The organism is Microbacterium longlingense, assembly GCF_058349825.2.
The window spans coordinates 391,250-415,646 of record NZ_JBYRJA020000001.1 but is presented as its reverse complement, the minus strand read 5'-3'; the positions used below and the strand labels follow the sequence as shown (position 1 = coordinate 415,646).

The 24,397-nt window shown below is 70.0% G+C and carries 21 protein-coding genes; 10 read left to right on the top strand and 11 right to left on the bottom strand.

Translation table 11 applies throughout. The features are described from left to right. Positions 1-5 precede the first annotated feature (5 nt). The 4 genes from AC3RXY_RS01945 to pgm all read right to left on the bottom strand — a co-directional run bounded on the left by AC3RXY_RS01945 (position 6) and on the right by pgm (position 5,773). Entirely contained in the window at positions 6-1,472 is a 1,467-nt protein-coding gene (locus tag AC3RXY_RS01945) for a carboxylesterase/lipase family protein (RefSeq protein ID WP_491509189.1), read from the bottom strand. Positions 1,473-1,531: 59 nt separating this feature from the next. Continuing rightward, positions 1,532-2,509: a UDP-glucose 4-epimerase GalE gene (gene galE / locus AC3RXY_RS01940; protein ID WP_491509188.1), complete on the bottom strand. Its 978-nt coding sequence runs from the start codon at positions 2,507-2,509 to the stop codon at positions 1,532-1,534. A gap of 110 nt (positions 2,510-2,619) precedes the next feature. Continuing rightward, entirely contained in the window at positions 2,620-4,095 is a 1,476-nt protein-coding gene (locus AC3RXY_RS01935; RefSeq protein WP_491509187.1) for a mannitol dehydrogenase family protein, read from the bottom strand. 34 nt (positions 4,096-4,129) lie between these two features. Beyond that, entirely contained in the window at positions 4,130-5,773 is a 1,644-nt protein-coding gene (gene pgm, locus AC3RXY_RS01930) for a phosphoglucomutase (alpha-D-glucose-1,6-bisphosphate-dependent) (RefSeq protein WP_491509186.1), read from the bottom strand. Positions 5,774-5,991: 218 nt separating this feature from the next. Here pgm and pheA point away from each other — a divergent pair, with 218 nt between their 5' ends. After that, positions 5,992-6,942: a prephenate dehydratase gene (gene pheA / locus AC3RXY_RS01925; RefSeq protein ID WP_491509401.1), complete on the top strand. Its 951-nt coding sequence runs from the start codon at positions 5,992-5,994 to the stop codon at positions 6,940-6,942. Positions 6,943-6,959: 17 nt separating this feature from the next. On the opposite strand, the gene AC3RXY_RS01920 is transcribed toward pheA, so the two are convergent. Next, positions 6,960-8,036, bottom strand: coding sequence for an LLM class flavin-dependent oxidoreductase (locus AC3RXY_RS01920; RefSeq protein WP_491509185.1), 1,077 nt, complete (start codon positions 8,034-8,036; stop codon positions 6,960-6,962). Positions 8,037-8,218: 182 nt separating this feature from the next. Here AC3RXY_RS01920 and AC3RXY_RS01915 point away from each other — a divergent pair, with 182 nt between their 5' ends. Further along, positions 8,219-9,979, top strand: coding sequence for a cation:proton antiporter domain-containing protein (locus tag AC3RXY_RS01915; RefSeq protein WP_491509184.1), 1,761 nt, complete (start codon positions 8,219-8,221; stop codon positions 9,977-9,979). Positions 9,980-10,021: 42 nt separating this feature from the next. Here the strand turns inward: AC3RXY_RS01915 and AC3RXY_RS01910 are convergent, their stop codons facing one another. From AC3RXY_RS01910 to AC3RXY_RS01895, 4 genes are all read right to left on the bottom strand, one after another. After that, positions 10,022-10,375, bottom strand: coding sequence for a hypothetical protein (locus AC3RXY_RS01910; protein ID WP_491509183.1), 354 nt, complete (start codon positions 10,373-10,375; stop codon positions 10,022-10,024). Between the two features lie 114 nt (positions 10,376-10,489). Next, entirely contained in the window at positions 10,490-10,720 is a 231-nt protein-coding gene (locus AC3RXY_RS01905) for a helix-turn-helix domain-containing protein (RefSeq protein ID WP_491509182.1), read from the bottom strand. After that, complete coding sequence (locus AC3RXY_RS01900; RefSeq protein WP_491509181.1) at positions 10,717-11,478, bottom strand: hypothetical protein; 762 nt, start codon at positions 11,476-11,478, stop codon at positions 10,717-10,719. Before AC3RXY_RS01900 ends, AC3RXY_RS01905 begins: the two co-directional genes overlap by 4 nt. Next, positions 11,475-12,098, bottom strand: a complete 624-nt coding sequence (locus AC3RXY_RS01895; protein WP_491509180.1) for a hypothetical protein — start codon at positions 12,096-12,098, stop codon at positions 11,475-11,477. The genes AC3RXY_RS01900 and AC3RXY_RS01895 overlap by 4 nt, the downstream gene beginning before the upstream one ends. 322 nt (positions 12,099-12,420) lie before the next feature. On the opposite strand from AC3RXY_RS01895, the gene AC3RXY_RS01890 reads away from it, so the two are divergent. Then, positions 12,421-14,949 carry an ATP-dependent Clp protease ATP-binding subunit gene (locus tag AC3RXY_RS01890; RefSeq protein ID WP_491509179.1) on the top strand — a complete coding sequence of 843 codons (2,529 nt, stop codon included), beginning with the start codon at positions 12,421-12,423 and terminating at the stop codon, positions 14,947-14,949. A gap of 160 nt (positions 14,950-15,109) precedes the next feature. Here AC3RXY_RS01890 and AC3RXY_RS01885 read toward each other — a convergent pair whose 3' ends face one another. Next, positions 15,110-16,069: a sugar-binding transcriptional regulator gene (locus AC3RXY_RS01885; RefSeq protein WP_491509178.1), complete on the bottom strand. Its 960-nt coding sequence runs from the start codon at positions 16,067-16,069 to the stop codon at positions 15,110-15,112. Positions 16,070-16,248: 179 nt separating this feature from the next. Here AC3RXY_RS01885 and AC3RXY_RS01880 point away from each other — a divergent pair, with 179 nt between their 5' ends. The 5 genes from AC3RXY_RS01880 to AC3RXY_RS01860 all read left to right on the top strand — a co-directional run bounded on the left by AC3RXY_RS01880 (position 16,249) and on the right by AC3RXY_RS01860 (position 20,541). Continuing rightward, positions 16,249-17,970 (top strand): glycerol-3-phosphate dehydrogenase/oxidase, encoded by a 1,722-nt coding sequence (locus tag AC3RXY_RS01880; protein ID WP_491509177.1) that lies wholly within the window; start codon positions 16,249-16,251, stop codon positions 17,968-17,970. A gap of 150 nt (positions 17,971-18,120) precedes the next feature. Continuing rightward, entirely contained in the window at positions 18,121-18,765 is a 645-nt protein-coding gene (locus AC3RXY_RS01875; RefSeq protein WP_491509400.1) for a YitT family protein, read from the top strand. Positions 18,766-18,845: 80 nt separating this feature from the next. Further along, positions 18,846-19,346, top strand: coding sequence for an amino-acid N-acetyltransferase (locus tag AC3RXY_RS01870; RefSeq protein ID WP_491509176.1), 501 nt, complete (start codon positions 18,846-18,848; stop codon positions 19,344-19,346). 54 nt (positions 19,347-19,400) lie between these two features. Continuing rightward, entirely contained in the window at positions 19,401-20,075 is a 675-nt protein-coding gene (locus AC3RXY_RS01865) for a hypothetical protein (protein WP_491509175.1), read from the top strand. Positions 20,076-20,118: 43 nt separating this feature from the next. After that, positions 20,119-20,541, top strand: a complete 423-nt coding sequence (locus AC3RXY_RS01860) for a dehydrogenase (RefSeq protein ID WP_491509174.1) — start codon at positions 20,119-20,121, stop codon at positions 20,539-20,541. A gap of 48 nt (positions 20,542-20,589) precedes the next feature. Here AC3RXY_RS01860 and radA read toward each other — a convergent pair whose 3' ends face one another. After that, positions 20,590-21,942 (bottom strand): DNA repair protein RadA, encoded by a 1,353-nt coding sequence (gene radA, locus AC3RXY_RS01855; protein ID WP_491509173.1) that lies wholly within the window; start codon positions 21,940-21,942, stop codon positions 20,590-20,592. A 184-nt stretch (positions 21,943-22,126) separates the two neighbouring features. Here radA and AC3RXY_RS01850 point away from each other — a divergent pair, with 184 nt between their 5' ends. Both AC3RXY_RS01850 and AC3RXY_RS01845 read left to right on the top strand, forming a co-directional pair. Then, the gene (locus AC3RXY_RS01850) at positions 22,127-22,792 is read left to right on the top strand and encodes a helix-turn-helix transcriptional regulator (RefSeq protein WP_491509172.1); all 666 of its coding nucleotides are present in this window, start codon (positions 22,127-22,129) and stop codon (positions 22,790-22,792) included. Positions 22,793-22,984: 192 nt separating this feature from the next. Then, positions 22,985-24,397, top strand: a complete 1,413-nt coding sequence (locus AC3RXY_RS01845; RefSeq protein WP_491509171.1) for a cytochrome ubiquinol oxidase subunit I — start codon at positions 22,985-22,987, stop codon at positions 24,395-24,397.

Genomic DNA, 24,397 nt, shown 5'->3' with positions numbered 1-24,397 from the left:
GACTCTCAGAGCAGCGACAGTACGTCGTCGTAGGCGCCGGGCTGCACGGGCGGGGCGGCGGCAGGCGCGTCGAACACGCGGGCCGCGCCGGGGCGATCCGCCCACGACGGCCACGGTGCGCACCCCGTGCGCACGAAGTCGGCGGCGATGGCGTGCATCTCGGCCGCCAGGTCCGTGGGCGGGGCGGACCCGGCGAGCTGGGCGACGTGCGGGTCGTCCAGGCAGTCGAACCAGAACGGCACGTCGAGGCAGTGGCACGACCAGTGCCGGGCGGGCGACGGCCACGCGAAGCGGTAGACCCACGTGTCTGAGCCCTCGCGGGCGATCGCGGCCCGCACGACCGTGCGGCGGAACACCGCGTCGGTCACGTAGCGGCCGATCACCACCGGCGTCGCGTCGCGGCGTCGGGCGCGCCGGGCCGCCAGGTAGGAGCGCCGCGCCGGGGCGTCCATCCCCAGCAGGCGCAGGGCGAGCCCGGCCGGCACCAGGCGGATCCACCCGGGCAGACTGCCGGCGAGCATCGTGAACTCGTCGTCGGTGGCGCCGATCAGCAGGGGGACCCCGGCTCCGACGCCCGCGGCGAGCGATGCCGGCGTGGCGCGCGGGATGAGGTCATCGTCGATCACCGGACCCCAGGCCACACCGTCGGCGATCGCGCCCGCCGCCGCGGCGAGGCCGGCGGAGTCCTGCCCGGCGGCGGCCTGCAGCTCGAGCAGGCGCTCCTCGGGTGCCGACCGGAACCCGTCGATGTTCGGCGCGATGCCAGCGGCCTCCGCCAGACGGGCTGTTCGCGCCTCTGCCTTCTCCGCGTCGATGTCGCCGAGCGCGGGGGAGAACGCCATCGCACCGCGGAACAGGCCCTGCGCCCGCGGCATCCCGAGCAGGGTGAGCACAGCGCCGCCGCCGGCCGACTGGCCGGCGATGGTGACGCGGGCCGGGTCGCCGCCGAAGGCGGAGATCGCGTCCTGCACCCAAGCGAGCGCGGCGATCCAGTCGCGCACGCCACGGTTGGTGACCGTGCCGTCGATGAGTCCGAATCCGTCGAAGCCGAGCCGGTAGGAGATCACGACGGTGACGATGCCCGCGCGCGCGAACGTCGCACCGTCGTACCACGGGCTCGCCGGAGACCCGCCGGTGTACCCGCCGCCGTGGATCCACACCAGCACCGGCAGCGCGGCCCCGGCATCCGGCGCCGGCGTGAAGACGTTCAGGTTGAGAGTGTCATCGCCGGGCACTGACGGCTCAGGGATGAGGTTTCCCGAGCCGTCGGTGCGCTGCGGGGTGGGGCCGGTGCGGGTGGCCTCCCGCGTGCCGGTCCAGGGCTCGGGCGGCAGGGGCGCGGTGAAGCGCCGTTCGCCGACGGGGGCCTGAGCGAAGGGCACGCCGAGGAAGGCCGCCGAGCGGGAGCCGGCGCGCTCGCGCCAGATCCCGCGCACAGCACCGTGCGGCGTCATGACGACGGGGGAGTCCATGCCCACATTCTCCCGGTCATCCGTGCGCAGGCGTGCCTCGGCGCGTCACGGGTGGATCGTCATCCGGCAGCGCGGCGTGCCTCCCAGCCGGTGCGGACCATCTCGTCCACGGAGTACCGCATCCGCCAGTCGAGGTCCCGTGCAGCCAGCTCTCCGGTCGCCACGATGCGGTCGGGGTCTCCGGGCCGGCGCGGCGAGATCTCCGGGCGGAAGTCGATGCCGGTGACGCGCACCATCGCGTCCATGATCTGCCGCACAGACAGACCGTCGCCGGAGCCGAGGTTGTACGCCGGCTCGATCGGCTGGCCGGAGGCCAGGCGCTGCGCGGCCACCGCATGGGCAGCGGCGATGTCGCCGACGTGCACGTAGTCGCGCACGTTGGTGCCGTCCGGCGTGTCGTAGTCGTCGCCGAAGATCTTCGGGGTGCGTCCCTCGAGCAGCGCCTCGAACACCAGCGGGAAGAGGTTGTGCGGGCTCGTGTCGAACACCGTCGGGTCGGCAGAGCCGACCACGTTGAAGTACCGCAGCGACGTGTGCCGCAGCGGGGCATCGGTATCCGCCGTCGCGATGCCCTGATCGCGCAGCAGCCATTCCCCGATCAGCTTCGACTCGCCGTACGGGCTTGCCGGGCGCTTGGGGGTGTCCTCCTCGACGAGGGCGACGTCCGGCGTGCCGAACACCGCGGCGCTCGACGAGAACACCATGTTGGCCACGCCGGCCTCCGCCATCGCGTCGAGCAGCACGCGCGTGCCGTCGACGTTCTGCTCGTAGGTGTGCAGCGGGCGCTGCACCGACACACCGGCGTACTTGAACCCGGCGACGTGGATCACGCCCTCGACGTCGTGCTCGCGCAGGGTCGTCAGCACGGCGTCACGGTCGAGGATGCTGGCCTCGACGAGGGCGACGTCAGCCGGCACGAACGACCCGCGGCCGCTCACGAGGTTGTCGATCACGACCGGGGTGATCCCGGCATCCGTGAGAGCGCGTACGACGTGCGCGCCGATGTAGCCGGCGCCGCCGGTGACCAGCCAGGACATGTGGTTCCCCCTTGGGCTCTGATGAGACGGACCGTGCGGGTCGCCGAGGCTGTCACACCGGCTGGCGTGCACGATCCTCTCGATTCTGCCAGTCCGAGCCGCCGGAACCCTCAGGAGGCCGCGAGCTCGGTCAGGAGCGCCCGCGCACCGCGCTCGCGCAGCACGGCCACGGCGCGCAGGTAAGGCACGGTGAATCCCGGACGGGAGGAGAGATCGCCGAACAGTGTGTCATCGCGCACGAACCCGAGCGGATCGTCTCCGGCGGCAGCCGCAGCCATGATCTCGTCGCGTCGGCTGTCGACCACCTCGATCGGCGCGCCCTGCTCGTCGACGCCGGTGGCATAGCGTGCCCACGAGGCGATCACCGCCGCCGAGCGGATGACGTCGCCCCCGGCGTCCAACCGTTCCCTGACGACAGGAACCAGCCATTGCGGAATGCGGTCGCTTGTGTCGGAGCACAGCCGGGCAACGGTGTCGCGCACCTCCGGGTTGGCGAACCGGGCGATGAGCTCCGCGCGGTACGCGGGCAGATCGATCCCCGGTACGGGACGCAGCGTCGGCGTCGCCTCGTCGGCCATGTAGCGCTGCAGCAGATCGACGATGAGCGGGTCGGCGACGGCCTCGTGCACCAGCCGGTATCCGAGCAGATGCGAGAAGTACGCCAGCGCCTGGTGCGAGACGTTGAGCAGTCGCAGCTTCATCAGCTCGTACGGTTCCACCTCCGACGTCACCTGCACCCGGGTGCGCTCGAAGGCCGGCCGACCGGCGCAGAACGCATCCTCCAGCACCCACTGCAGGAACGGCTCGCACACCACCGGCCAGGCGTCGTCGAGACCGGTGAGCGACGCCGTCTCGGCGCGATCACGATCGGTGGTGACCGGGGTGATGCGGTCGACCATCGAGCTGGGGAAGCTCACGCTCTGCTCGATCCAGTCGGCCAGATCCGGGTCTTGCGCGCGGGCGAATGCGCCGACAGCCCGGCGGGTGATACCGCCGTTGTCCGGCAGATTGTCGCAGCTCATGACGGTGAACGCCGGGACACCGGCGGCACGGCGCCGGCGCAGCGCCGCCGTGATGAGACCGAAGACGGTGCGCGGCTCCGCCCCGGCCACGAGATCGGCGGCGATGTCGGGGGCGTCCAGATCGAACGCGCCGGTGGCCCGGTCGATGCGGTAGCCGCCCTCGGTGATCGTGAGCGAGACGATGCGCGTGGTCGGTGCGCTCAGCAGGGCGAGCACCGCCTCGCTGCCATCCTCCGGCACGGTGAGCATGCCGATGATCGATCCGATCACCCGGGCGCTGCGGGTGCCGTCCGGGTACTTCTCCACGAGGGTGTACAGCCCGCCCTGGGCGTTCAGCGCCGTCCGCATCGCGGAGTCCTCCGCGCGCACGCCGATCCCCATGATGCCCCAGTCCCGGGCATCGCCCTGCCCGAGCAGATCATCGACGATCAGCGCCTGGTGGGCGCGGTGGAATCCCCCCACGCCGATGTGCGCGATGCCGCAGGTGATCCCGGTCCGGTCGTAGCCCGGCACAGACGTGCCGGGCGTCGTCGCGTCGAGGGTCGCGGGCTGCAGGCGGGTCATCGGGGCTCCCTTCGTGCGCCGACCGGAGCCGTTCCTAGTCGCCGAGGGCGGCAGCCACCACCGCACGCGCCTCCGCCTGCACCTCGGCGAGGTGCTCGGGGCCGCGCAGGCTCTCCGCATACAGCTTGTAGACGTCCTCGGTGCCGGACGGGCGCGCAGCGAACCACGCCGAGTCGGTCTGCACCTTGAGCCCGCCGATCGCCGCGCCGTTGCCGGGGGCATGCGACAGCTTCGCCGTGATGGGCTCGCCGGCCAGCGTCGTCGCGCTGACGGCTTCCGGAGACAGCTTGGCCAGCGTCGCCTTCTGCTCGGGCGTCGCTGGGGCGTCGACGCGCTGATAGGCCGATGCCCCGAAGGCCTCCTCGAGCTCGCGGTAACGCTGCGACGGGGTCTTGCCGGTCACCGCGACGATCTCCGCGGCGAGCAGGCACAGCAGGATGCCGTCCTTGTCGGTCGACCACACCGAGCCGTCCTTCCGCAGGAAGGACGCACCTGCCGACTCCTCGCCGCCGAACGCGACGGAGCCGTCGAGCAGGCCGGGGACGAACCACTTGAAGCCCACCGGCACCTCCACGAGCGTGCGGCCGAGGGACTGCGCGACCCGGTCGATGATCATGGACGACACGAGCGTCTTGCCGATCGCCGCATCGGTCGGCCATCCCTCCCGATGCGCGAAGAGATAGTCGATCGCGACCGCGAGGAAGTGGTTCGGGTTCATCAGCCCGGCGTCCGGGGTCACGATCCCGTGCCGGTCGGCGTCGGCATCGTTGCCGGTGAGGATGTCGTAGTCGGCCTTCTTCGCCACGAGCGATGCCATCGCCGACGGCGACGACGGGTCCATGCGGATCTTCTCGTCCCAGTCCAGCGTCATGAAGCGCCACGTGGGGTCGACGTCGGGGTTGACCACGGTGAGGTCGAGGCCGTGCACCTCGGCGATGAGGGCCCAGTACTCCACCGATGCCCCACCCATCGGATCTGCGCCGATACGGACGCCCGCCGTGCGGATCGCGTCGATGTCGATGATCGTCGGCAGATCGCGCACGTAGGCGTCGCGGAAGTCGTAGGAACCCAGCCCGGCCGCATCGATGTCGGCGAAACGGACCCGCTCGACGCCGTCGAGGCCCGCCTCGAGCAGCGCGTTGGCGCGGTCGGCGATCCAGCCGGTCGCGTCGGTGTCTGCGGGGCCGCCGTGCGGCGGGTTGTACTTGAAGCCGCCGTCGCGCGGCGGGTTGTGCGACGGCGTGATGATGATGCCGTCCGCGCGCTCGGGGTCGTCCGCGGCGCGGCCGCGGTTGTGCGTCAGGATCGCGTGGCTCAGCGCCGGGGTCGGCACCCAGGCGTCGCGGGAGTCGAGACGGACGTCGACGCCACCGGCGACGAGCACCTCGACGGCACTGCGCTCCGCGGGCAACGAGAGCGCGTGGGTGTCGCGGCCCAGGAAGAGCGGCCCGCGGATGCCCTGAGCGCGGCGGTACTCGACGATGGCCTGGGTGGTGGCGAGAATATGGTCTTCGTTGAAGCTCGAAGACAGGGAAGAACCGCGGTGCCCGCTCGTGCCGAACGCCACCCGCTGCGCCGGAACGGCGGGATCGGGCGAGCGGTCGTAATAGGCGGCGATCAGCTCGTCGATGTCGATGAGGTCACTTTCCTCCGCGGGGAGGCCGGCACGGCTCGTCATGCGCCTAGTCTGCACGGGGCGCCGCCTCGGCGCATCCTCACGGCCGGAATCGCCGCCGCTCCCGCGCGCCCACCGCTTCGACAGCGCGGCCGCCGCTCCTCCCCAACTCAGGCAGATTCCGCCCCGGCAACGGAAACGGCCGCCGCTGGGGCCGCCGGCTCCGGTTCTGCCTGAGTTCGGGAGGGACAGTCCGGAGGCACCTCGCGCGCAGGACTAGGCTGAACGCCGTGACCGAACGCCGCGCGTACAGCTATCTGGGTCCTGCTGGCACCTTCACCGAGGCGGCGCTCGCGCAGGTGCCGGAGGCCCGCGGTCAGCAATGGCGCGCAGTGAACAACGTCGGGGAGGCCTTCGCCGACGTGCTCGAAGGCCGCAGTCACGCGGCGGTCATCGCGATCGAGAACTCGATCGAGGGCGGCGTCTCCACCACGCAGGACGCCCTCGCCACCCGCCCGGGGCTGCGCATCGCGGGGGAGTACCTGGTGTCGGTCGACTTCGTGCTCGTCGCCCCGCCCGGCACCCGCATCGAAGACGTCGGCGTCATCGCCGCACATCCCGTCGCATACGCGCAGTGCACCGAGTGGCTGAGCGCGAACATCCCCGAGCATGCGCATCTGCCCGCCGCGAGCAACGTGGCCTCCGCCACCGGCATGCTCGACGGGACGCTGCCCGCGGACGCCGCGATCGCCGCCCCCGGGGTGGTCGACCACCACGAGGTCACGGTGCTCGCCGAGCACATCGGCGACAACGACCAGGCCGTGACGCGGTTCGTGCTGGTCACCCGCACCGGCCCGTCCCCGGCGCCCACCGGCGCAGACAAGACCTCGCTCATCGCCGAGCTGCCCGACGACCATCCGGGGGCCCTCCTCGAGCTGCTCGAGCAGTTCTCGACGCGCGGCATCAACCTCTCGCTGATCGAGTCGCGGCCGATCGGCGACGCCCTCGGCCGCTACCGGTTCGTGATCGACGCCGATGGCCACATCAACGACGAGCGCATGGCCGACGCCCTGCTGGGACTGCGCCGGTTCAGCCCCCGCGTGGTCTTTCTCGGGTCCTACCCGCGGGCCGACCGGCAGATCGTGCAGTACCCGCAGCGCTATGCAGACGACGTCTTCGTCGAGGCGCGCGACTGGCTGCGCGACATCATCTCCGGGGTCGAATCGGATTAGCTCCGCGCGGCGCGGGGCTATCCGCGGGCGTTCGGCGCGAGCAGCTCCAGGGTCTGCACGCGCCCGGTCGAGACGTCCAGCGGCTCTCCCTCGAACGCCCCGGCCACCGGGGAGATCATGACCTCGTCGACGTCGTACTGCCGTGCCACATCGGCGAGGCGCGCGCGGACGTCGTCGGCGGTGCCGATGATCCAGCGGGCACGGGTCTGCTCGTGCATCTGCTCCTCGACCGGGTCCGGCTTCTCGGCCAGCGCGGCCTGCGCCTGCTCGACGGTCTCCAGTGCGGTCAGCGGGTGGTTGCGACGGAGCCTGGCCATCATCCGCAGCTGTGGCAGGGCACGCAGCGCCGCCTCCTCCTCTGTCGGTGCTGCGACGACGTTCATGGTGAGGAACGTGCGCGGTTCCGGGTGCTCCGGGCTGGGCCGGTACTGGCTGCGATACAGCCGCAGCGCGTGGTCGAGGCCTTCGCCGGAGAAGTGGTTGGCGAACACGTAGGGGAGACCTGCGGACGCCGCGAGGCTTGCCGAGTAGTCACTCGATCCCAACAGCCACACCTCTGGACTGCTGGTCGCCGCGGGGGTCGCACGCACGGCGTAGGTGCCGCCGCTGGTGAACTCCACGGTGGCGCCGTCCGGATCGACCATGAGGGCGATGTCGCGGATGTGCTCGGGAAAGCGCGAGACATCGCTCGTGGTGCCCGACGTGCGCAACAGCTGGGTGATGACGGGGTCGCTGCCGGGGGCTCGTCCGAGACCGAGGTCGATGCGGCCCGGTGCGATCGCCTCGAGTGCGGCGAACTGCTCTGCGACGATGAGCGGGGAGTGGTTCGGCAGCATCACGCCGCCGGATCCCAGGCGGATCCGTGCGGTCTGCGTCGCGGCGGCGGCGATCAGCACGGGCGGCGATGTCGAGGCCACCGCGGGCATGTTGTGGTGCTCGGCGAACCAGTACCGGCGGTAGCCGAGGGCGTCGGCGTGCCGGGCGAGGTCGAGCGATGCGGCGACGGCCTGGGCGCTGGTCTGCGCCGGGCCGTTCCGCTGCGATCGCACCGGAACGAGATCGAGAACGGAGAGGGCGGGGGCTGCGGCATCCATCTGCAGATGCAACCGCGCCGCGGCGCGCGGCATTCCGCCCCACAGCAAATTCCCAACTCAGGCGGAATGTCCGTCGGAGGCCGCAATGCGGCCTCTTCCGCCCTTCCGTCGCGATAATTCCTGAGTTGGGGAATGCGACCGTCGGTCACCTTCTGGCAATACGCCCGGTTTACGCTTCTCGCATGGATGCCGGACTCTTCTACATGCTGGTCGGCGCTGTCGCGGTGGCCGCGGTCGCGCGCTGGCGCGGCTGGCCCGCGCCCCTGCTCGTGACGGTCGTGGCGATCGCGGCGTCGTTCCTGCCGTTCGCTCCCCATCTCAACATCGACGGTCATGTGCTGCTGAGCGTCGTGCTGCCGCCGTTGCTGTATTCGGCTTCTCTCGATGTGTCGTTCGTCAGCTTCCGGCGGAGCCTGCCGCAGATCCGCCGCCTGGGGATCGGGCTCGTGGTGGTCACCACGGCCGCGGTGGGGCTCGTCGCCTGGTTGATCTTTCCCGCGCTCAGCCTGCCGGCGGCGTTGCTGCTGGGGGCGATCGTGGCCCCGCCCGATGCGGTCTCGGCGGCGGCGATCGGCCGCCAGCTCGGTCTCCCTCGTCGTGTGATGACGGTGCTCTCGGGGGAGAGCCTCATCAACGACGCCACCTCGCTCACCCTGTACCGGGTGTTCGCGGCCGTCGTGGCCGGAGCGACCGTCACAGTCTGGGACGGTGTCGCGGAGTTCCTGCTCGCCGTGGCGGTGGGCATCGCGATCGGCCTGCTGTTCGGTGTGCTGCTGCACCAGCTGCGGATGCGCGTGCCCGACGCCGTCGTCATCGGCACCGCCGGTCTGCTCGTGCCCTTCGGGGCTTATGCGATCGCCGAGCATCTGCATGGCTCCGGGGTGCTGGCCGTCGTGGCGATGGGGCTGTACGTGGGATACAACTCACCCCGCACGAGCTACCGCACGCGGCAGCATGAGGCGCCGGTATGGCGGTCGATGGACTTCCTGCTCGAGAGCTTCGTGTTCGCCTACATCGGCCTGCAGCTGCCGCGGGTGCTGAGCGATCTGGGGTCAGAGTCGGTGTCCGAGGTGCTGCTCGGCGCCGGGGTTGTGCTGCTGGTGGTGCTGCTGGTGCGACCGGCGTTCGTGTTCCCTGCGTCGGCATGGGGGCGGATGCACCAGAGTGCGCAGCTGCGCCGGCTCGATCGTGCCCAGGAAGCGGCGATGAGCGGCGTCCCCCCGACGAAGAAGCGGATCGGCCGGCACCGTCGAGAGCTCACGATCGAGGAGGCCGATCGGATGCGAGCGCTGATGACGGCCCCGACGCTCACCCTCAAAGACAACATCGTGATCTCGTGGGCCGGGATGCGCGGTGTGGTCACACTCGCCACCGCGGTGGCGGCTGCAGACCTCGCCGGCCTCTCCGATCGTGCGGAGCACATCATCGTCGTGGTCGCCTTCGTCGTGACAGTCGGCACGCTGCTGCTGCAGGGCCTCACCCTGCCGGTGCTGATCCGCCGCCTCGACATCGCAGACGACAGCGAGCGCGAGGCCGATCGGCGCGAGCTCGCTCTCGTGCGGCGGCGCAGCCGCGAGGCCGGAAAGCAGTATCTGCGCACGGTCCGCGCCGAGTGGGCCCGCACGCGGCCTCCCGAGGAACTGGCGATCTTCGACCGCTACGCCGAGCGGATGCTCAAGGTCGAGGCGGCGACGGACAGCGCCAGGGAGGAGGAGCCGGTCAATGCCGCCGTGCACCGGGCGGCCAGGGACGTGCTGCCCGCGCTGTCGCGCTCCTGGCTCGGGATCCGACGAGAGGTGCTGTTGCACGAGCGCGACGCCGGCACCCTGAGCGAGGAGGTCATGCGCGACCTCATCACCGCGATGGATGCCGAGGAGTCCGCCCTGGACGCCCGCGGAGCCCTGCCGGGACGGGAGGACCCCGACGCGGCCCCGGTCCGGTGACGCGGTGCCCGCGGCGCGGCGAGCGATGCGGGCTGCCGGGTGTTACTCGGCAGGCGTCACGCACATCAGGTTCGCCTGGGCGATGACCTGAGTGGCCAGATCGGCGTCGGTCTGCGGGGTGGCGTCTTCGCCCCTGGCGTAGTTCGCGAGGGTCTCGTCCGAGAGATCCGAGTCCAGAAGCATGCCGGCGATGCAGTCGAAGCCGTCCTGGCCGATCTTGTCGCTCGCGCCCTTCTGCTCGTTCTCGACCATGATCGACAGGCCGTCCGCGAGCTCGTCTGCGCTGGGACGCTCGGCGGGCGCGCCAGAGCATGCGGTCAGCGAGAGTGCGAGCGCAGCGGCGGGGAGGGCGAACAGCAGGCGGCGGGCGGCGGAGGGGCGGATCTGCGCAGACATGCGTCCACCCTACGTCGGCCCCCTGACCGCCGACTCCTGGGGGTCGCGTCCCGCCGTCCGGCGGGCGGGTTCGCCGCGCCGCTCAGGCCGGCGAGCGTCGGTCTGCCGTCGTGCTCACGGGCGCCGCGCCAGCACCAGCAGGTCGCCTACCTCGCAGTCGAGCGCATCGCACACCGCGCGCAACGTCGAGTACCGGATGGCTCGCGCCCGGTCGTTCTTCAGCACCGACAGGTTCACGACGCTCACACCGACCCGGGCGCTCAGTTCGGTGAGGGTCATGCCGCGCTCGGCGAGGAGCTCGTCGAGGCGACAGTGGATGCCGGTGTCATCGTCGTCGGGGCTCATACCAGGCCGTCCGTCTCCTTCCGGAGCCGGGCTGCTTCGTCCTGCAGCGCGGCGCCGTGACGGAAGATCGAGGCGAGCGCGAAGCACCCCAGCGACACCGCGAGCGCGGTCGTCAGGGGCACGCTCAGCGTGAAGGGCACCCAGGCGCCGCCACCCGTCCCGTCCGCGGGCCCGGCCCAGGGGAGCATGCGCAGGGCGACGGTCGCGGCGATCTGATCCAGCACCGTGCCGAGGGTGAACAGGACGGGGAAGAGCACTCCGGTCACCAGGAAGGCGCGTGTCACGCGCCGGTCGAAGGGCGCGCCCCGGCCGGCGCCCCGTGCGGCGACGAGGATCGCCCAGGCGGGCAGAGCCTGCGTGGCGGTCAGCACCGCTTTCGCGATGGCGAGCAGGACCCGCGGCCCCAGGGGGAGCCCGACGATCTCGGTGAAGCCGCACATGATTCCCGGCGACGACACCTCCGTCGTGTCGGTGCAGGTGATCTTGTCGAGGTTGTCTCCCGACATCGTCGCGTCGCGCACATGGTCGTTCACGTACACGCCGGGCTGGGCGAGCAGGGTGTAGACGGAGAACGCCACACCCAGCAGGCACAGCGTGATCCACGCGAATGCCAGCAGTTCCGTGGCGGTGATCGCGATCATGGTGTTGCCGCGCCAGCGGCCGATCAGGATCATGGCGCCGATGACCAGGGCACAGACCAGGAGACTGACCCCGACGACGAGCAGCGCGTGCCAGAGGCTATCTGTGGTGGCGCTCATACCAGCCCCTCCGTTTCGTGCTGCAGGCGCTCGCCGACGGTGAAGGTGGTGATCAGGAGGGCGGCGGCGAAGGCGATCGCGAACAGCTGGGTGAGGTCGGCCGAGAGCACGATGTTGTCGAAGGTTCGCGCCGAGAGCCAGGCGAAGGCGCCGTTGGTGCCCATGTTCGAGAAGAACGGCGCGAGGACGAAGCCGGCGAGGCCGGCGCCGGCGGCGGTGTTGATGAGCCGGGTGTTGGTCCGGGAGAAGATCCTGCCCTGCAGGACGCCGCGGAGGACCAGCAGGAGGCAGATGATCACGGTGAGGATCGCCATCATCGCGACGATCTGCTCCAGCACGAGAGCCCCGATCGATGCCACCGGCAGGGCCGGCGCGGTGAGCCAGGCGCTTTTGAGCTCGACGGGGACGGGGGCGCCGCCCGGTCCGATCGGGGCGTCGGCGATGGTGCCGGAGAACTCCGCGAAGACACGGACGCCGTGGCCGGGCAGCACCTCGGCGATGCGGATCGCGCCGCGCACGATGGTGAACACGGCGATCGCTGCTCCGACGGCGATGAAGAACCACCAGGCGCTCGCGTCGGAGCGTGTGGGCCGGCTCGCTGAGGCATCGTCCGCTGACATCCGCTCACTTCCCATGGTTCCTCCGGTGTCCCTCGTTCTCCTTGTTCTCGTGCTCGCGTTGTTTTCGCGCTCCCGAGATATCGTTTATCGATATTATCGATGATCGTTAACATACGCTCCCTCCTCCCGCGCCGCAACCCCGCGCCCCCAGCCCCCGGGATCTCCCCCCCCCCGTCGAAGCGGAGAGAGAAAGAGAGCGGGGGAGGTATGCCGACGGCGAACACGGGCATCGGGCTCCGGCGTGGTCGTTACTCTCGATGCAAGGGCATTCGAGAGCCCGCTTGAGGGGCATCAGAGCAGCCCAGCGAACAAGGAGCACAGCATGTTCGAGAGATTCACCGACCGGGCCCGCCGGGTGGTCGTCCTCGCCCAGGAAGAGGCGAAGATGCTCAACCACAACTACATCGGCACGGAGCACATCCTCCTCGGCCTCATCCACGAGGGTGAGGGCGCCGCAGCCAAGGCGCTGGAGTCGCTGGGGATCTCGCTCGACGCGGTGCGTGAGCAGGTGCAGGACATCATCGGTCAGGGCCAGCAGCAGCCCACCGGCCACATTCCCTTCACCCCCCGTGCGAAGAAGGTGCTGGAGCTGAGCCTGCGCGAAGCGCTGCAGCTCGGCCACAACTACATCGGCACGGAGCACATCCTCCTCGGCCTCATCCGCGAGGGGGAGGGTGTCGCCGCGCAGGTGCTCGTCAAGCTCGGCGCAGACCTCAACAAGGTGCGCCAGCAGGTCATCCAGCTGCTCTCCGGCGCCGCCGGCGGCCGTGAGCCCGCCGCCGTCTCCGGCGCCGCGCACGAGAACCAGCAGACCCAGCAGGCCGGCTCCCAGATCCTGGACCAGTTCGGCCGCAACCTCACCCAGGCCGCGCGCGACAACAAGCTCGACCCGGTCATCGGCCGGGAGAAGGAGGCCGAGCGGGTCATGCAGATCCTCTCGCGCCGCTCCAAGAACAACCCCGTCCTGATCGGCGAGCCCGGTGTCGGCAAGACCGCCGTCGTCGAGGGCCTCGCCCAGGCGATCGTCAAGGGCGATGTGCCCGAGACCCTCAAGGACAAGCAGCTCTACTCGCTCGACCTCGGCTCGCTCATCGCCGGCTCCCGCTACCGCGGCGACTTCGAGGAGCGCCTGAAGAAGGTCACCAAGGAGATCCGCACCCGCGGCGACATCATCGTCTTCATCGACGAGATCCACACGCTCGTGGGGGCGGGCGCCGCCGAGGGAGCGATCGACGCCGCATCCATCCTGAAGCCGCTGCTCGCGCGCGGCGAGCTGCAGACCATCGGCGCCACCACGCTCGACGAGTACCGCAAGCACTTCGAGAAGGACGCGGCGCTCGAGCGCCGCTTCCAGCCGGTGCAGGTGAACGAACCGAACCTGCCGCACGCGATCAACATCCTCAAGGGGCTGCGCGACCGCTACGAGGCGCACCACAAGGTGCAGATCACCGACGGCGCGATCGTCGCAGCGGCCAACCTCGCCGACCGCTACATCTCCGACCGCTTCCTCCCCGACAAGGCCATCGACCTGATCGACGAGGCGGGCGCGCGTCTGCGTCTGAGCATCCTGTCCTCTCCGCCTGAGCTCCGCGAGTTCGACGAGCGGATCGCCGATGTGCGCACACAGAAGGAGGCGGCCTCCGAGGAGCAGGACTTCGAGAAGGCCGCGGCTCTGCGCGACCAGGAGAAGGAGCTCCTCGCCGAGCGGCTGCGCCTGGAGAAGCAGTGGCGCTCCGGCGACGTCGCCTCCGGCGCTGTCGTCGACGAGGGCCTGATCGCCGAGGTGCTCGCCCAGGCCACCGGGATCCCGGTGTTCAAGCTCACCGAGGAGGAGTCCAGCCGCCTGGTGTTCATGGAGAAGGCGCTGCACCAGCGCGTCGTCGGTCAGGAGGAGGCGATCGCCGCTCTGTCGCGCACGATCCGCCGCCAGCGGGCCGGTCTCAAGGACCCGAAGCGTCCCTCCGGCTCGTTCATCTTCGCCGGCCCCACCGGCGTCGGAAAGACCGAGCTGGCCAAGGCGCTCGCCGAGTTCCTCTTCGACGACGAGGGCGCACTGATCTCGCTCGACATGAGCGAGTTCGGGGAGAAGCACACCGTCTCACGCCTGTTCGGTGCCCCTCCCGGCTTCGTCGGCTTCGAGGAGGGCGGTCAGCTCACCGAGAAGGTGCGCCGCAAGCCGTTCTCTGTGGTGCTGTTCGACGAGATCGAGAAGGCCCACCCCGACATCTTCAACTCGCTGCTGCAGATCCTCGAAGAGGGGCGTCTGACCGACGGTCAGGGTCGCGTCGTCGACTTCAAGAACACCGTCATCATCATGACGACGAACCTCGGCTCCTCGGCCATCGCCGGTGGCCCGGTCGGTTTCCAGATCGAGGGCAACCAGCAGACGACCTACGAGCGGATGAAGGGCAAGGTCGACGAGGAGCTCAAGCGTCACTTCAAGCCAGAGTTCCTCAACCGCGTCGATGACATCATCGTCTTCCCGCAGCTGTCGAAGGACGAGCTGCGCCAGATCGTGGGGCTGTTCACCAAGCAGCTGGGCGACCGCCTGCTCGACCGCGACATGACGGTGGAGCTGTCGGATTCCGCGAAGGACAAGCTCATCGAGATCGGCTTCGACCCGGCGCTGGGTGCCCGACCGCTGCGTCGTGCGATGCAGCGCGAGATCGAGGACCAGCTCTCCGAGCGCATCCTCCACGGCCAGCTCAACGCGGGCGATCATGTGAAGGTCGACGTCGTGGACGGCGCGTTCGCCTTCGAGAGCGGTCCGCGCGGCGAGCGGGTCGCGGTGGGTGTGAACACCGGTGGCGGTGTGAGCGCGACGCCCGATCTGATCGCGAGCGGCGAGTAGCGGACGTCGGCTGATGCGCAGGCGGGGCGGTCCTTTCGGGGGCCGCCCCGCCTGCGTCTACCCCAGCCCCAGAACAGGCGAACAACCCCAGAACAGGCCGAAGTTTCCGGAAAGGGCCTGTTCTGGGGTTGTTCGCCTGTTCTGGGGCTGGGCGGGCGGCTCAGCCCTCGGCCAGCGCGCGAGCCACCGACTCCTCGATCACCAGCTCGGTGATCAGCCCGGCGCTCAGTGCGCCGCGGACCGCCTCGATCTTGGACAGGCTCGACACCACGCACACACGGTGCGGGATCTGCCGCACCGTGGGGAAGTCCGGCCCGCTCGAACGGTTGTTCAGCGCGATGTCGTCGCTCGACCCGTCTGCACGGAAGAACCGGGTCGCGCAATCGCCCACCACGCCGTCGCGCACGATGCTGCGCAGGTCGGTCGCCGTCACATAGTCCCCGGCGTAGACGTGCGACGGCATGTGGGCCTTGGGGGAGCCGAGGCCGAACACGAACAGATTCACCTGCTCCTGGATGTCGAGCACCGCCCTGACCGAGCGCTCGCGCCACATCGCCTGCTTGGTGAGGGGGTCATCGAACAGCGCCGGAACGGGGAAATGATGGATCTCCGCACCGAAGGCCTTGCCGAACTGCTCGAGCTGCGCACCCGCGTACGCAACGCCGGAGGAATGCGTGTTGGCTGCGCCGTTCATCTGCACCACGTGCGCGTTGTGCAGCGCCTTGGTGGGCAGCTGGCGCCCGATCGCGGAGACCGTGGCACCCCAGGCGATCCCGATGACCTGGTTCGAGTCGGCCATCGTCGCCAGGATCCGGGCCGCCGAGACGGACGTGCGCTCCAGGCGTTCCGCCTCGGTCGCGCGGGGCGGAGTCGGGACGATGTGCACCGCGATTCCGTGCACGTCCGAGATGCGCTGGCCGATGTCGCCCATCGCCGCCTGCGGCGACGTGACGCTGATCTGCACGAGGCCGGAATCCCGGGCGAACGAGATCAGGCGCGAGACCGACGAGCGGGAGAGGTTCATCTCCCGCGCGATCGCGTCCATGTTGAGATCCTGCAGGTAGTACAGCTGCGCGGCGCGCAGAGCGGTCTCAGAACGGGTGTGCGATGCATCAGACACCGTCGGCCTCCTTGCTGTGAACGTTCGTGTCACGTTCACTCCGCTGCGCAATTGTTTCCAGATACCTTGCACCGAAGTGCGTATCTGAGAGAGAGTCTAATGAGGTTCCATCTGGAACCAAGTCCATCCACAGGCTCAGTGCCGAGCGCGACATGAGCCACGAGAGGAGACGTGAGGTCATGTCAGCGACGAAGCCGGAGCGAGAGGCCATCACCGAGCTGCGCAAGCGGCCGGAGACGGACGTGCTGATCATCGGCGGCGGTATCAACGGCATCGCCACCTTCCGCGATCTCGCCCTCCAGGGCGTCGACGTGGTCCTCATCGAGCGGGGCGATTTCGTTTCCGGCGCCTCCTCAGCGTCGAGCCACATGATCCACGGTGGTGTGCGCTATCTGGAGAACGGCGAGCTGCGGCTGGTCAAGGAGTCGGTCACCGAGCGCAACCGGCTGGTGCGCAACGCGCCGCACTACGTCAAGCCGCTGCCGACCACGATCCCCATCGCCAAGACCTTCTCCGGCATTCTCACCGCGCCGCTGCGCCTGCTCGTCACCCACGGCACGGGCAAGCCGCGCGAGCGCGGTGCGCTGCTGATCAAGGTCGGGATGATCATCTACGACCTCTTCTCGCGCGACGGCGGCTCCGTGCCGCGGCACCACATGCGCGGCAAGCGCGCATCGCAGCGTGCCTTCCCGGAGCTCGACGACCGCTTCCGCTACACCGCGACGTACCATGACGCGTCGATGCACGACCCGGAGCGCCTCGCGCTCGACGTGCTCTACGACGGGCTGCGCACCGGCCCCCACGCGCGCGCCGTGAACTACGTCGCGGCGGTGGGCGAGAACGACGGCGCCGTCACCGTGCAGGACGAGATCACCGGAGAGCGGTTCGACATCCACGCGAAGGTGGTCGTGAACACCAGCGGTCCGTGGACCGATCTCACCAACCGGGCGCTCGGCAAGCCGACCTCCTTCATGGGGGGAACCAAGGGCTCGCACATCGTGCTCGACAACCCGGAGCTCGCCGCGGCGACCCGGGGCAACGAGATCTTCTTCGAGGCCGCAGACGGCCGCATCGTGCTCATCTACCCGCTCAAGGGACGCGTGATGGTCGGCACCACCGACATCGATGCCGACCCCTCCAAGCCGGTGCACTGCACGGAGGAGGAGATCGACTACTTCTTCGAGCTCGTCGCCCAGGTGTTCCCCAACATCACGGTCGATCGTTCGCAGATCGTGTACTCCTTCGCCGGCATCCGCCCCCTGCCCCGCCACGACGACATGGCCCCCGGTTTCGTGTCGCGCGACTACCGGCTCGAGGACGGCACGCTCGGCGGCACCCCGCTCATCAGCCTCGTGGGCGGCAAGTGGACCACCTTCCGCGCACTCGGGGAGACCCTGGCGGACGCCGTGCTCAACCGTCTGGGGCGCGCACGCACCGTGTCGACGCTGGACCGCGCGATCGGCGGCGGAGAGGGCTTCCCGCGTTCGCCGCGGGAACGCCGCACCTGGATCGACGCGCACCGCGGCGAGCACGATGCCGCGTTCGCCGAGCGCATGCTCTCCCGGTACGGCACGCGCGCTGCGGCTCTCCTCGACGCCCTCGACGCGCCGCAGGAGCCGCTGCCGCACGCTCCGGAGTACACCCGCGACGAACTGGCGTACCTGGCCGAGACCGAGCAGGTCGTCACGCTCGCCGACGTGCTGCTCCGGCGCACCTCGCTCGCCTTCGTTGGTGGGATGACGGCAGAGACCATCGCCGAGGTCGCTGAGGCGATCGCCGGTCCGCTCGGCTGGAGCGAGGAGGAGAGCCGCAAGCAGCAGGAGGACGTCATCCGCCTTCTCGCCGACGCGCACGGTGTGCACATCGACAGCGCCGACCGTGCGGAGGCCGCGCGCGGCTGACACCGCCGCAGGAAAACAGGCAGACAGCGCCAGAACAGGCCCATCCCCCCAGAACCGGCCTGTTCTGGCGCTGTCTGCCTGTTTTCCTGCCGTCGGATCGGGGGACCTGCGCCGAGCGACGGCCTGCGAGAATGAATGCTCGTGACCGACATGCCCGCGAAGCATCCCGAGACCGGTCCATCACTCGTCTTCGAGGAGAAGGCGACCAGGCATTCCATCCCCGAGGACGTGCTGGGGCTGCTGACCGGGACGTTCCTCGTCTCCCTCGGCCTATACCTGCTGAAGGTGTGCGGTGCGGTGACCGGCGGCACAGCCGGCCTGGCGCTGCTCATCGGGCTGGGAACCGGCTGGCCGTTCTGGGCGATCTTCGCCGCGGTCAACCTGCCGTTCGTGGTGCTGGCCATCCGCCGCCGCGGCTGGAGCTTCACCCTGCGCACGGCGCTCGGGATCGGGCTGGTCTCCGGCTTCTCCGTGCTGCACGGACACATGGTGCAGATCGACGACATCCAGCCGGTCTACGGCACGCTCGCGGGAAATCTGCTCGCCGGCGTCGGCCTGCTGATCGTGTTCCGCCACCGGGGCAGCCTCGGCGGCGTCAACATCATCGCGCTGATCGTGCAGGACCGCACCGGCTTCCGCGCGGGCTGGACGCTGATGGTCTTCGACGTCCTGATCGTGCTCGGGGCGCTGCTGGTGATGCCGTGGCCGGGCGTCCTGCTGAGCGCGGCGGGGGCCGTGCTGCTGAACCTCGTGCTCGCGATGAACCACCGCCCTGGGCGATACATCGGGCGCTGAGACGGCCGGTGTCGCGCTCGCCGCAAAACTCCTGTGAGAACCAGGCCGTGTCGGCGGGCCGGCGGTTCTAGGCTTTTCGTGTGAGCGAGTTCCTGGTGCGGCATGCGCGCGCAGCCGATGTTCCGACGATCCATGACCTGTTGGAGCCGTTCGTGGCGCAGCGCATCCTGCTCGGCAAGGATCTCGTGGTGCTCTACGAATCAGTTCAGCAGTTCGTGGTGGCCGAGGTGGACGGCGCGGTCGTGGGATGCGGTGCGCTCCACGTGATGTGGGAGGACCTCGGCGAGGTGCGCACGCTCCTCACCCGGCCGGACTGGCTGCACCGCGGTGTTGGCAGGGCGATCGTGGATCGTCTGGAGCAGGACGCCCGTGCCCTGGGTCTCACGCGGCTGTTCTGCCTCACCTTCGAGGTCGACTTCTTCGCGCGGCACGGTTTCGCCCCGATCGGCGAGCACGTGGTCGACCCCGATGTCTACTCGCAGTTGCTGCGCAGCCCGGACGAGGGCATCGCGGAGTTCCTCGACCTCGCGCACGTGAAGCCCAATACGCTCGGCAACACGCGGATGCTCAAACGCCTCTGATCCCGCGGCGTTGCCCTGCGGCATCCGCTCAGCCGCCGGCCGTACCCTGGAGCCATGCCTTCACGTCCGTCGCCCGCCGTGTACCGCCGCCGTCGGCTGGTGGTGCTGCTCGGTCTGGTGGTGGTGGTCGTGGCGATCACGGCGCTGATCTGGTCGCTCGTCGCCCGGGCTCTGGACACGGTCGAACCGGTCGAGCCCGCGGCGTCGAACACTCCGTCGGCCGGCCCTGCGGCGGATCCGTCTGCCTCCGCTGAGCCCGACCAGGAGGGGGAAGCAGCGGTGGAGAGCACGCCGACCCCCACCGAGCCGCCCGAGCTCGGGCCGTGCCGGGCCTCCGACGTGGAGGTCGTCGCGGTGACGGATGCCGAGGTCTATGCCGCCGGCCAGAACCCGCAGATGTCGATCGCGGTCACCAATCGCGGCGCGCACGACTGCACCCTCAATGTCGGCACGACCACCCAGGCGTTCACGGTGACCAGCGGAAACGACGTGTGGTGGCGTTCGACGGACTGCCAGGAGAACCCGGTCGACATGGAGGTCACGCTCGAGCCCGGCAAGACGGTGACCAGCGCCGAGCCGGTGGTGTGGGACCGCACCCGGTCGAACGTCGACACCTGCGCGACCCCCGAGAGCCGGCCGAAGGCCCCCGGTGCCGGTGCCTCGTATCACGTACGGGTCTCGATCGGTGGCCTGCCGGAGTCGGAGAGCGTGCAGGTCTTCCTGGAGTAGCCGACCGCTGAGGTCAGCGGCCCCGGCGTCTTAGGCTGGAGGCATGGCCGCCAAGAAGAGCACGAAGACCACGAAGCCGGCGCCAGAGGAGTTCCGCTCCGAGGCGCTCGCGCAGGCGCTCGAGCGCCAGGACATGGCGGCCGTCGCGCTCGCGCTGCGGAACGGGAACATCGTGGTGCCGCTGCTCTCCGCGGGAACCCGGGACGACCCGCTCGACCGCGGTGAGGTGTGGACGTACCGTGATGCCGCAACCGGGCAGGTCGCGCTGCTGCTGTTCAGCGATGCCCGCAACAAGCCGGAGACCCTCCCGCCGGGGGTGGGCATCTTCTCGCCGGCCTGGCTGTCGTCGTTCCTGGCCAGACATCGCGACACCATCACGACGGTGTTCCTCGATATCGCCGGGCCGCATCCGATGCAGGCGTCGCCCGATGAACTGCTGCGCGTGCTCAGCCTCGGCGAGGCATAGCGTCCGCGCCCTCCGGCCCGGGCCGATGGTCGCGGCGGGAGGACGCCGTCAGAACTCGGGGACGTCGTCTGGCCGGGCGGACGCGGTGCGCATGTCGCCCAGCGCCGCGCGCAGGCGCCCCGAGCGGTCGTCGATCACCCGTTCGTAGCCGAGGCGGGCCGCTTCGCTGCGGCGCTGTGCGGCCTGCGTGACGGGGCGCACCTCGCCCGCGAGGCTCAGCTCGCCGACGGCGGCGAACGTGCGCGGCACGGGGCTGTTGCCGAGCGAGCTCGCCACGGCGAGGGCGATCGCGAGGTCGGCGGCGGGCTCGGTGAACCGCACCCCGCCCACGGTGGAGACGTAGACGTCCTGGTCGGAGGTCTTGATCGACGCGCGGCGCTCGAGGATGGCCAGGACCATCGCCACGCGGGAAGAGTCGAGCCCGTGCACCACGCGCCGCGGGTTGGGCGCCTGGGTGGGGATCGTGAGCGCCTGAACCTCGACGGGGAGGGCACGGCGCCCCTCCATCGCGATGGCCACGCACGTGCCGGGCTCCGGGCGTCCGCGGGAGAGGAACAGCCCGCTGGGGTCGGGAACCTCGGCGATGCCGGCTCCGGTCATCTCGAAGCAGCCGACTTCGTCTGTCGGACCGAAACGGTTCTTCAGCGCCCGCACGAACCGCAGCGCGGTCTGCCGGTCTCCCTCGAAATGGCAGACGACGTCGACCAGGTGCTCGAGCACACGGGGACCGGCCACCTGGCCGTCTTTCGTGACGTGCCCGACGATGATGATCGGCAGGTCGCGCTCCTTGGCCACCCGGATCAGCGTGGCGGCGACCTCGCGCACCTGGCTCGGCTGCCCGGCGGCGCCGTCGACGAGCGAGGAGGCGACGGTCTGCACGGAGTCGACGATCACCAGCTCCGGGCGAACCTCGTCGATGTGACCCAGGATGGTGGCCAGATCGGTCTCGCTCGCGAGGTAGAGCTCGTCGTGCAGTGCGCCGGTGCGCTCGGCCCGCAGGCGCACCTGGGCCGGCGACTCCTCTGCGCTCGCGTAGAGCACCCTGCGTCCGGCGCGCGCCGCCTGGGCGGCGACCTCGAGGAGCAGCGTCGACTTCCCCACGCCCGGTTCGCCGCTGAGGAGGATCGCGGCACCCGGCACGATGCCACCGCCGAGCACGCGGTCGAACTCTCCGACGCCGCTGGTGCGCCGCGGGGCGTCGACCGTGGTGATCTCGGTGATGGGGCGGGCGGAACGCGTCGGCGCCGCCGCGGCGACCTGGCGCACGATGCCGGTCTTCTCGCCCTGGGCGACGACCGTGCCCCACTGCTGGCACTCACCGCAGCGCCCGGCCCACTTCGCCGCCGTCCAGCCGCACTCTGTGCAGACGTAGGCGGGGGGAGCGGTGCGACGGGTGGCCATGCAGCAAGGCTAGCCGCGGCCGCCGACATCGGCCGCGGCTCCTGGACTCTCCGCGCCCCGGTGCCGCGTGCACTCGGCCGGGGGCGCCGCGCGAACCGGCGTCGCGCCGGGCCGGCGGGCGAGCGGATCTTTATTTACGGCTGTCGGTCTCGTTTTTTCACGGCGGACCGGAGAAAATGAAGTTATGACCCAGGGGAAGGTCGTATACGGCCCGATCTCAAGCTATTCACGGGTGCGCATCCTGCACCTTGTCCAGTCCCGCCCGGAACGGACGATCGCGGAACTGACCGAGGCCACCGGGCTGCATCCGAACACGGTGCGGGAGCACCTGCAGCGGCTCATCGAGGGCGGCTACGTCATCCAGACCACCGAGCACCGCACCACGCGCGGCCGCCCGCGCACGCTGTTCAGTGCAGCGACCGGGGCGCCGGAGGCATCCAGCCCTGTGGCCCGCGGCAAGGCCGAGGCGGCGGCGCGGCGGGGCGACCTGATGCGGCGCGTCGTGCCGGATGCCGGTGTGGAGGCCCTGGGCGCGGAGGCGGTGCACCAGCTCGACGCGCTGGTCGAAGACCTCGAGGAGTCGGGTTTCGAGCCGGTGTTCGACGAGACGGGCATGACGCTGGAGCTCTCCCCGTGCCCGCACGCGGCATCCGCCCCCGAGGATCGTCCGATGCTGTGCCAGGTGCACCTCACCATCATGCAGGGAGTGCTCGCCCAGGCCGGCGGGCCGCTGCGGGCGCGCTGCGTACGCCCCCCGGAGCAGTCGGACGACTGCACCGTCGAGCTCGAGCTGATCGAGCGCCCGTCGAGCGACCCGGCCCCGGGGCCGAAGGCGCTCGTCACGGCCTGAGGGCGGTCCGCCCGCCGGGCGCCGCGGATATTCACGGCGGCATGATTGGCATCTGTCCCTGGCCCGGCCTAGCCTGGAGCCACGTCCACATCCACGTGGACGGCGGCTCATGATCCGGGGCCCGATATCCGGATCGCTTCGCGAGGACGCGCCGGTGTGCAGCGTCCGGCGCCTGAGAAGAGGTGCATCCGCATGGAGTGGCTCGATCCGCTCGCCCTGGCGCGCTGGCAGTTCGGTCTGACCACCGTCTACCACTACCTGTTCGTGCCGCTGACGATCGGCATGGCCACGGCCACGGCGATCTTCCAGACGGCCTGGGTGCGCACCGGCAAGGTGCACTACCTGCACCTCACGCGCCTGTTCGGCAAGATCTTCCTCATCAACTTCGCGATGGGCGTGGTCACCGGCATCGTGCAGGAATTCCAGTTCGGCATGAACTGGTCGGACTACTCCCGCTTCGTCGGGGACGTCTTCGGCGCTCCGCTGGCGTTCGAGGGGCTGCTGGCGTTCTTCCTGGAGGCGACGTTCATCGGCCTCTGGATCTTCGGGTGGGACAAGCTGCCGCAGAAGATCCACGCGCTCACCATCTGGGGCGTCGCGGTCGGCACGATCCTGTCGGCGTACTTCATCATCGCGGCCAACGCCTTCATGCAGAACCCGGTGGGCTATGAGTACAATCCGGTCACGAACCGCGCGGAGCTGGTCGACTTCGTCGCCCTGCTGACCAACCCGGTCGCGCTGGCGGCGTTCCCGCACACGATCTTCGGCGCGTTCATGTTCGCCGCCGGTGTGATCATCTCCACGGCGGCGTGGCACCTCTCGCGTGCGCAGCACATCGACACGATGCGCCCCGCGCTGAAGTTCGGCCTCTGGGCGATGCTGTTCTCCACCGCGGGAGTGGCGATCACCGGAGACCAGCTCGGCCTCGCGATGTACGCCACCCAGCCGATGAAGATGGCCGCCGCCGAGGCGACGTTCGAGACGGTCTGCGGCCCGGACGCGGCCTTCAGCCTGTTCACCCTCGGCACGCCAGACGGCAAGACCGACCTGTTCTCCATCCGGGTGCCGTACCTGCTGTCCGTGCTGTCGAATCACTCGCTCGACGGCTGCGTCCACGGCATCAACGACCTCAACGCCGAGTACGCCCTGACGTATGCCGACACGGGCATCACCGACTTCACCCCGATCCTGTGGGTCACCTACTGGGCCTTCCGCTGGATGATCGGCCTGGGCATGGCGCACGCCCTGATCGCGCTGGTGGGCCTGTGGGTCACCCGCAAGGGCGCGAAGAGCGAGCCGGCGGCGTGGATGTGGAAGATCGCCATCTGGTCGTACCCGCTCGCGCTCATGGCCAACATCGTCGGCTGGGTGTTCACCGAGATGGGGCGCCAGCCGTGGATCGTGTTCGGTCTCATGACCACCCAGGACGGCGTATCGCCGGGGGTCACCGGCCTCGAGGTGCTCATCTCGCTGGTCGCCTTCACCGCCATCTACGCCGCCCTCGCCGTCGTCGAGGTGCGACTCATCATCCGGGCTGCGCAGAAGGGGCCCGACACGTCCGAGAAACCAGACGAGACGGCCAAGCTGCCGTCGGTCGTCTACTGA

Coding starts and splice junctions, on each gene's coding strand:
- AC3RXY_RS01850 (WP_491509172.1), top strand. CDS start 22,127: ATGACCCAGGGGAAGGTCGTATACGGCCCGATCTCAAGCTATTCACGG.
- AC3RXY_RS01915 (WP_491509184.1), top strand. CDS start 8,219: ATGGATGCCGGACTCTTCTACATGCTGGTCGGCGCTGTCGCGGTGGCC.
- AC3RXY_RS01895 (WP_491509180.1), bottom strand. CDS start 12,098: ATGTCAGCGGACGATGCCTCAGCGAGCCGGCCCACACGCTCCGACGCG.
- AC3RXY_RS01900 (WP_491509181.1), bottom strand. CDS start 11,478: ATGAGCGCCACCACAGATAGCCTCTGGCACGCGCTGCTCGTCGTCGGG.
- AC3RXY_RS01945 (WP_491509189.1), bottom strand. CDS start 1,472: ATGGACTCCCCCGTCGTCATGACGCCGCACGGTGCTGTGCGCGGGATC.
- AC3RXY_RS01935 (WP_491509187.1), bottom strand. CDS start 4,095: ATGACCCGCCTGCAGCCCGCGACCCTCGACGCGACGACGCCCGGCACG.
- AC3RXY_RS01865 (WP_491509175.1), top strand. CDS start 19,401: ATGCCTTCACGTCCGTCGCCCGCCGTGTACCGCCGCCGTCGGCTGGTG.
- AC3RXY_RS01910 (WP_491509183.1), bottom strand. CDS start 10,375: ATGTCTGCGCAGATCCGCCCCTCCGCCGCCCGCCGCCTGCTGTTCGCC.
- AC3RXY_RS01875 (WP_491509400.1), top strand. CDS start 18,121: ATGCCCGCGAAGCATCCCGAGACCGGTCCATCACTCGTCTTCGAGGAG.
- AC3RXY_RS01880 (WP_491509177.1), top strand. CDS start 16,249: ATGTCAGCGACGAAGCCGGAGCGAGAGGCCATCACCGAGCTGCGCAAG.
- AC3RXY_RS01860 (WP_491509174.1), top strand. CDS start 20,119: ATGGCCGCCAAGAAGAGCACGAAGACCACGAAGCCGGCGCCAGAGGAG.
- AC3RXY_RS01920 (WP_491509185.1), bottom strand. CDS start 8,036: ATGGATGCCGCAGCCCCCGCCCTCTCCGTTCTCGATCTCGTTCCGGTG.
- AC3RXY_RS01845 (WP_491509171.1), top strand. CDS start 22,985: ATGGAGTGGCTCGATCCGCTCGCCCTGGCGCGCTGGCAGTTCGGTCTG.
- pgm (WP_491509186.1), bottom strand. CDS start 5,773: ATGACGAGCCGTGCCGGCCTCCCCGCGGAGGAAAGTGACCTCATCGAC.
- radA (WP_491509173.1), bottom strand. CDS start 21,942: ATGGCCACCCGTCGCACCGCTCCCCCCGCCTACGTCTGCACAGAGTGC.
- AC3RXY_RS01890 (WP_491509179.1), top strand. CDS start 12,421: ATGTTCGAGAGATTCACCGACCGGGCCCGCCGGGTGGTCGTCCTCGCC.
- galE (WP_491509188.1), bottom strand. CDS start 2,509: ATGTCCTGGCTGGTCACCGGCGGCGCCGGCTACATCGGCGCGCACGTC.
- AC3RXY_RS01905 (WP_491509182.1), bottom strand. CDS start 10,720: ATGAGCCCCGACGACGATGACACCGGCATCCACTGTCGCCTCGACGAG.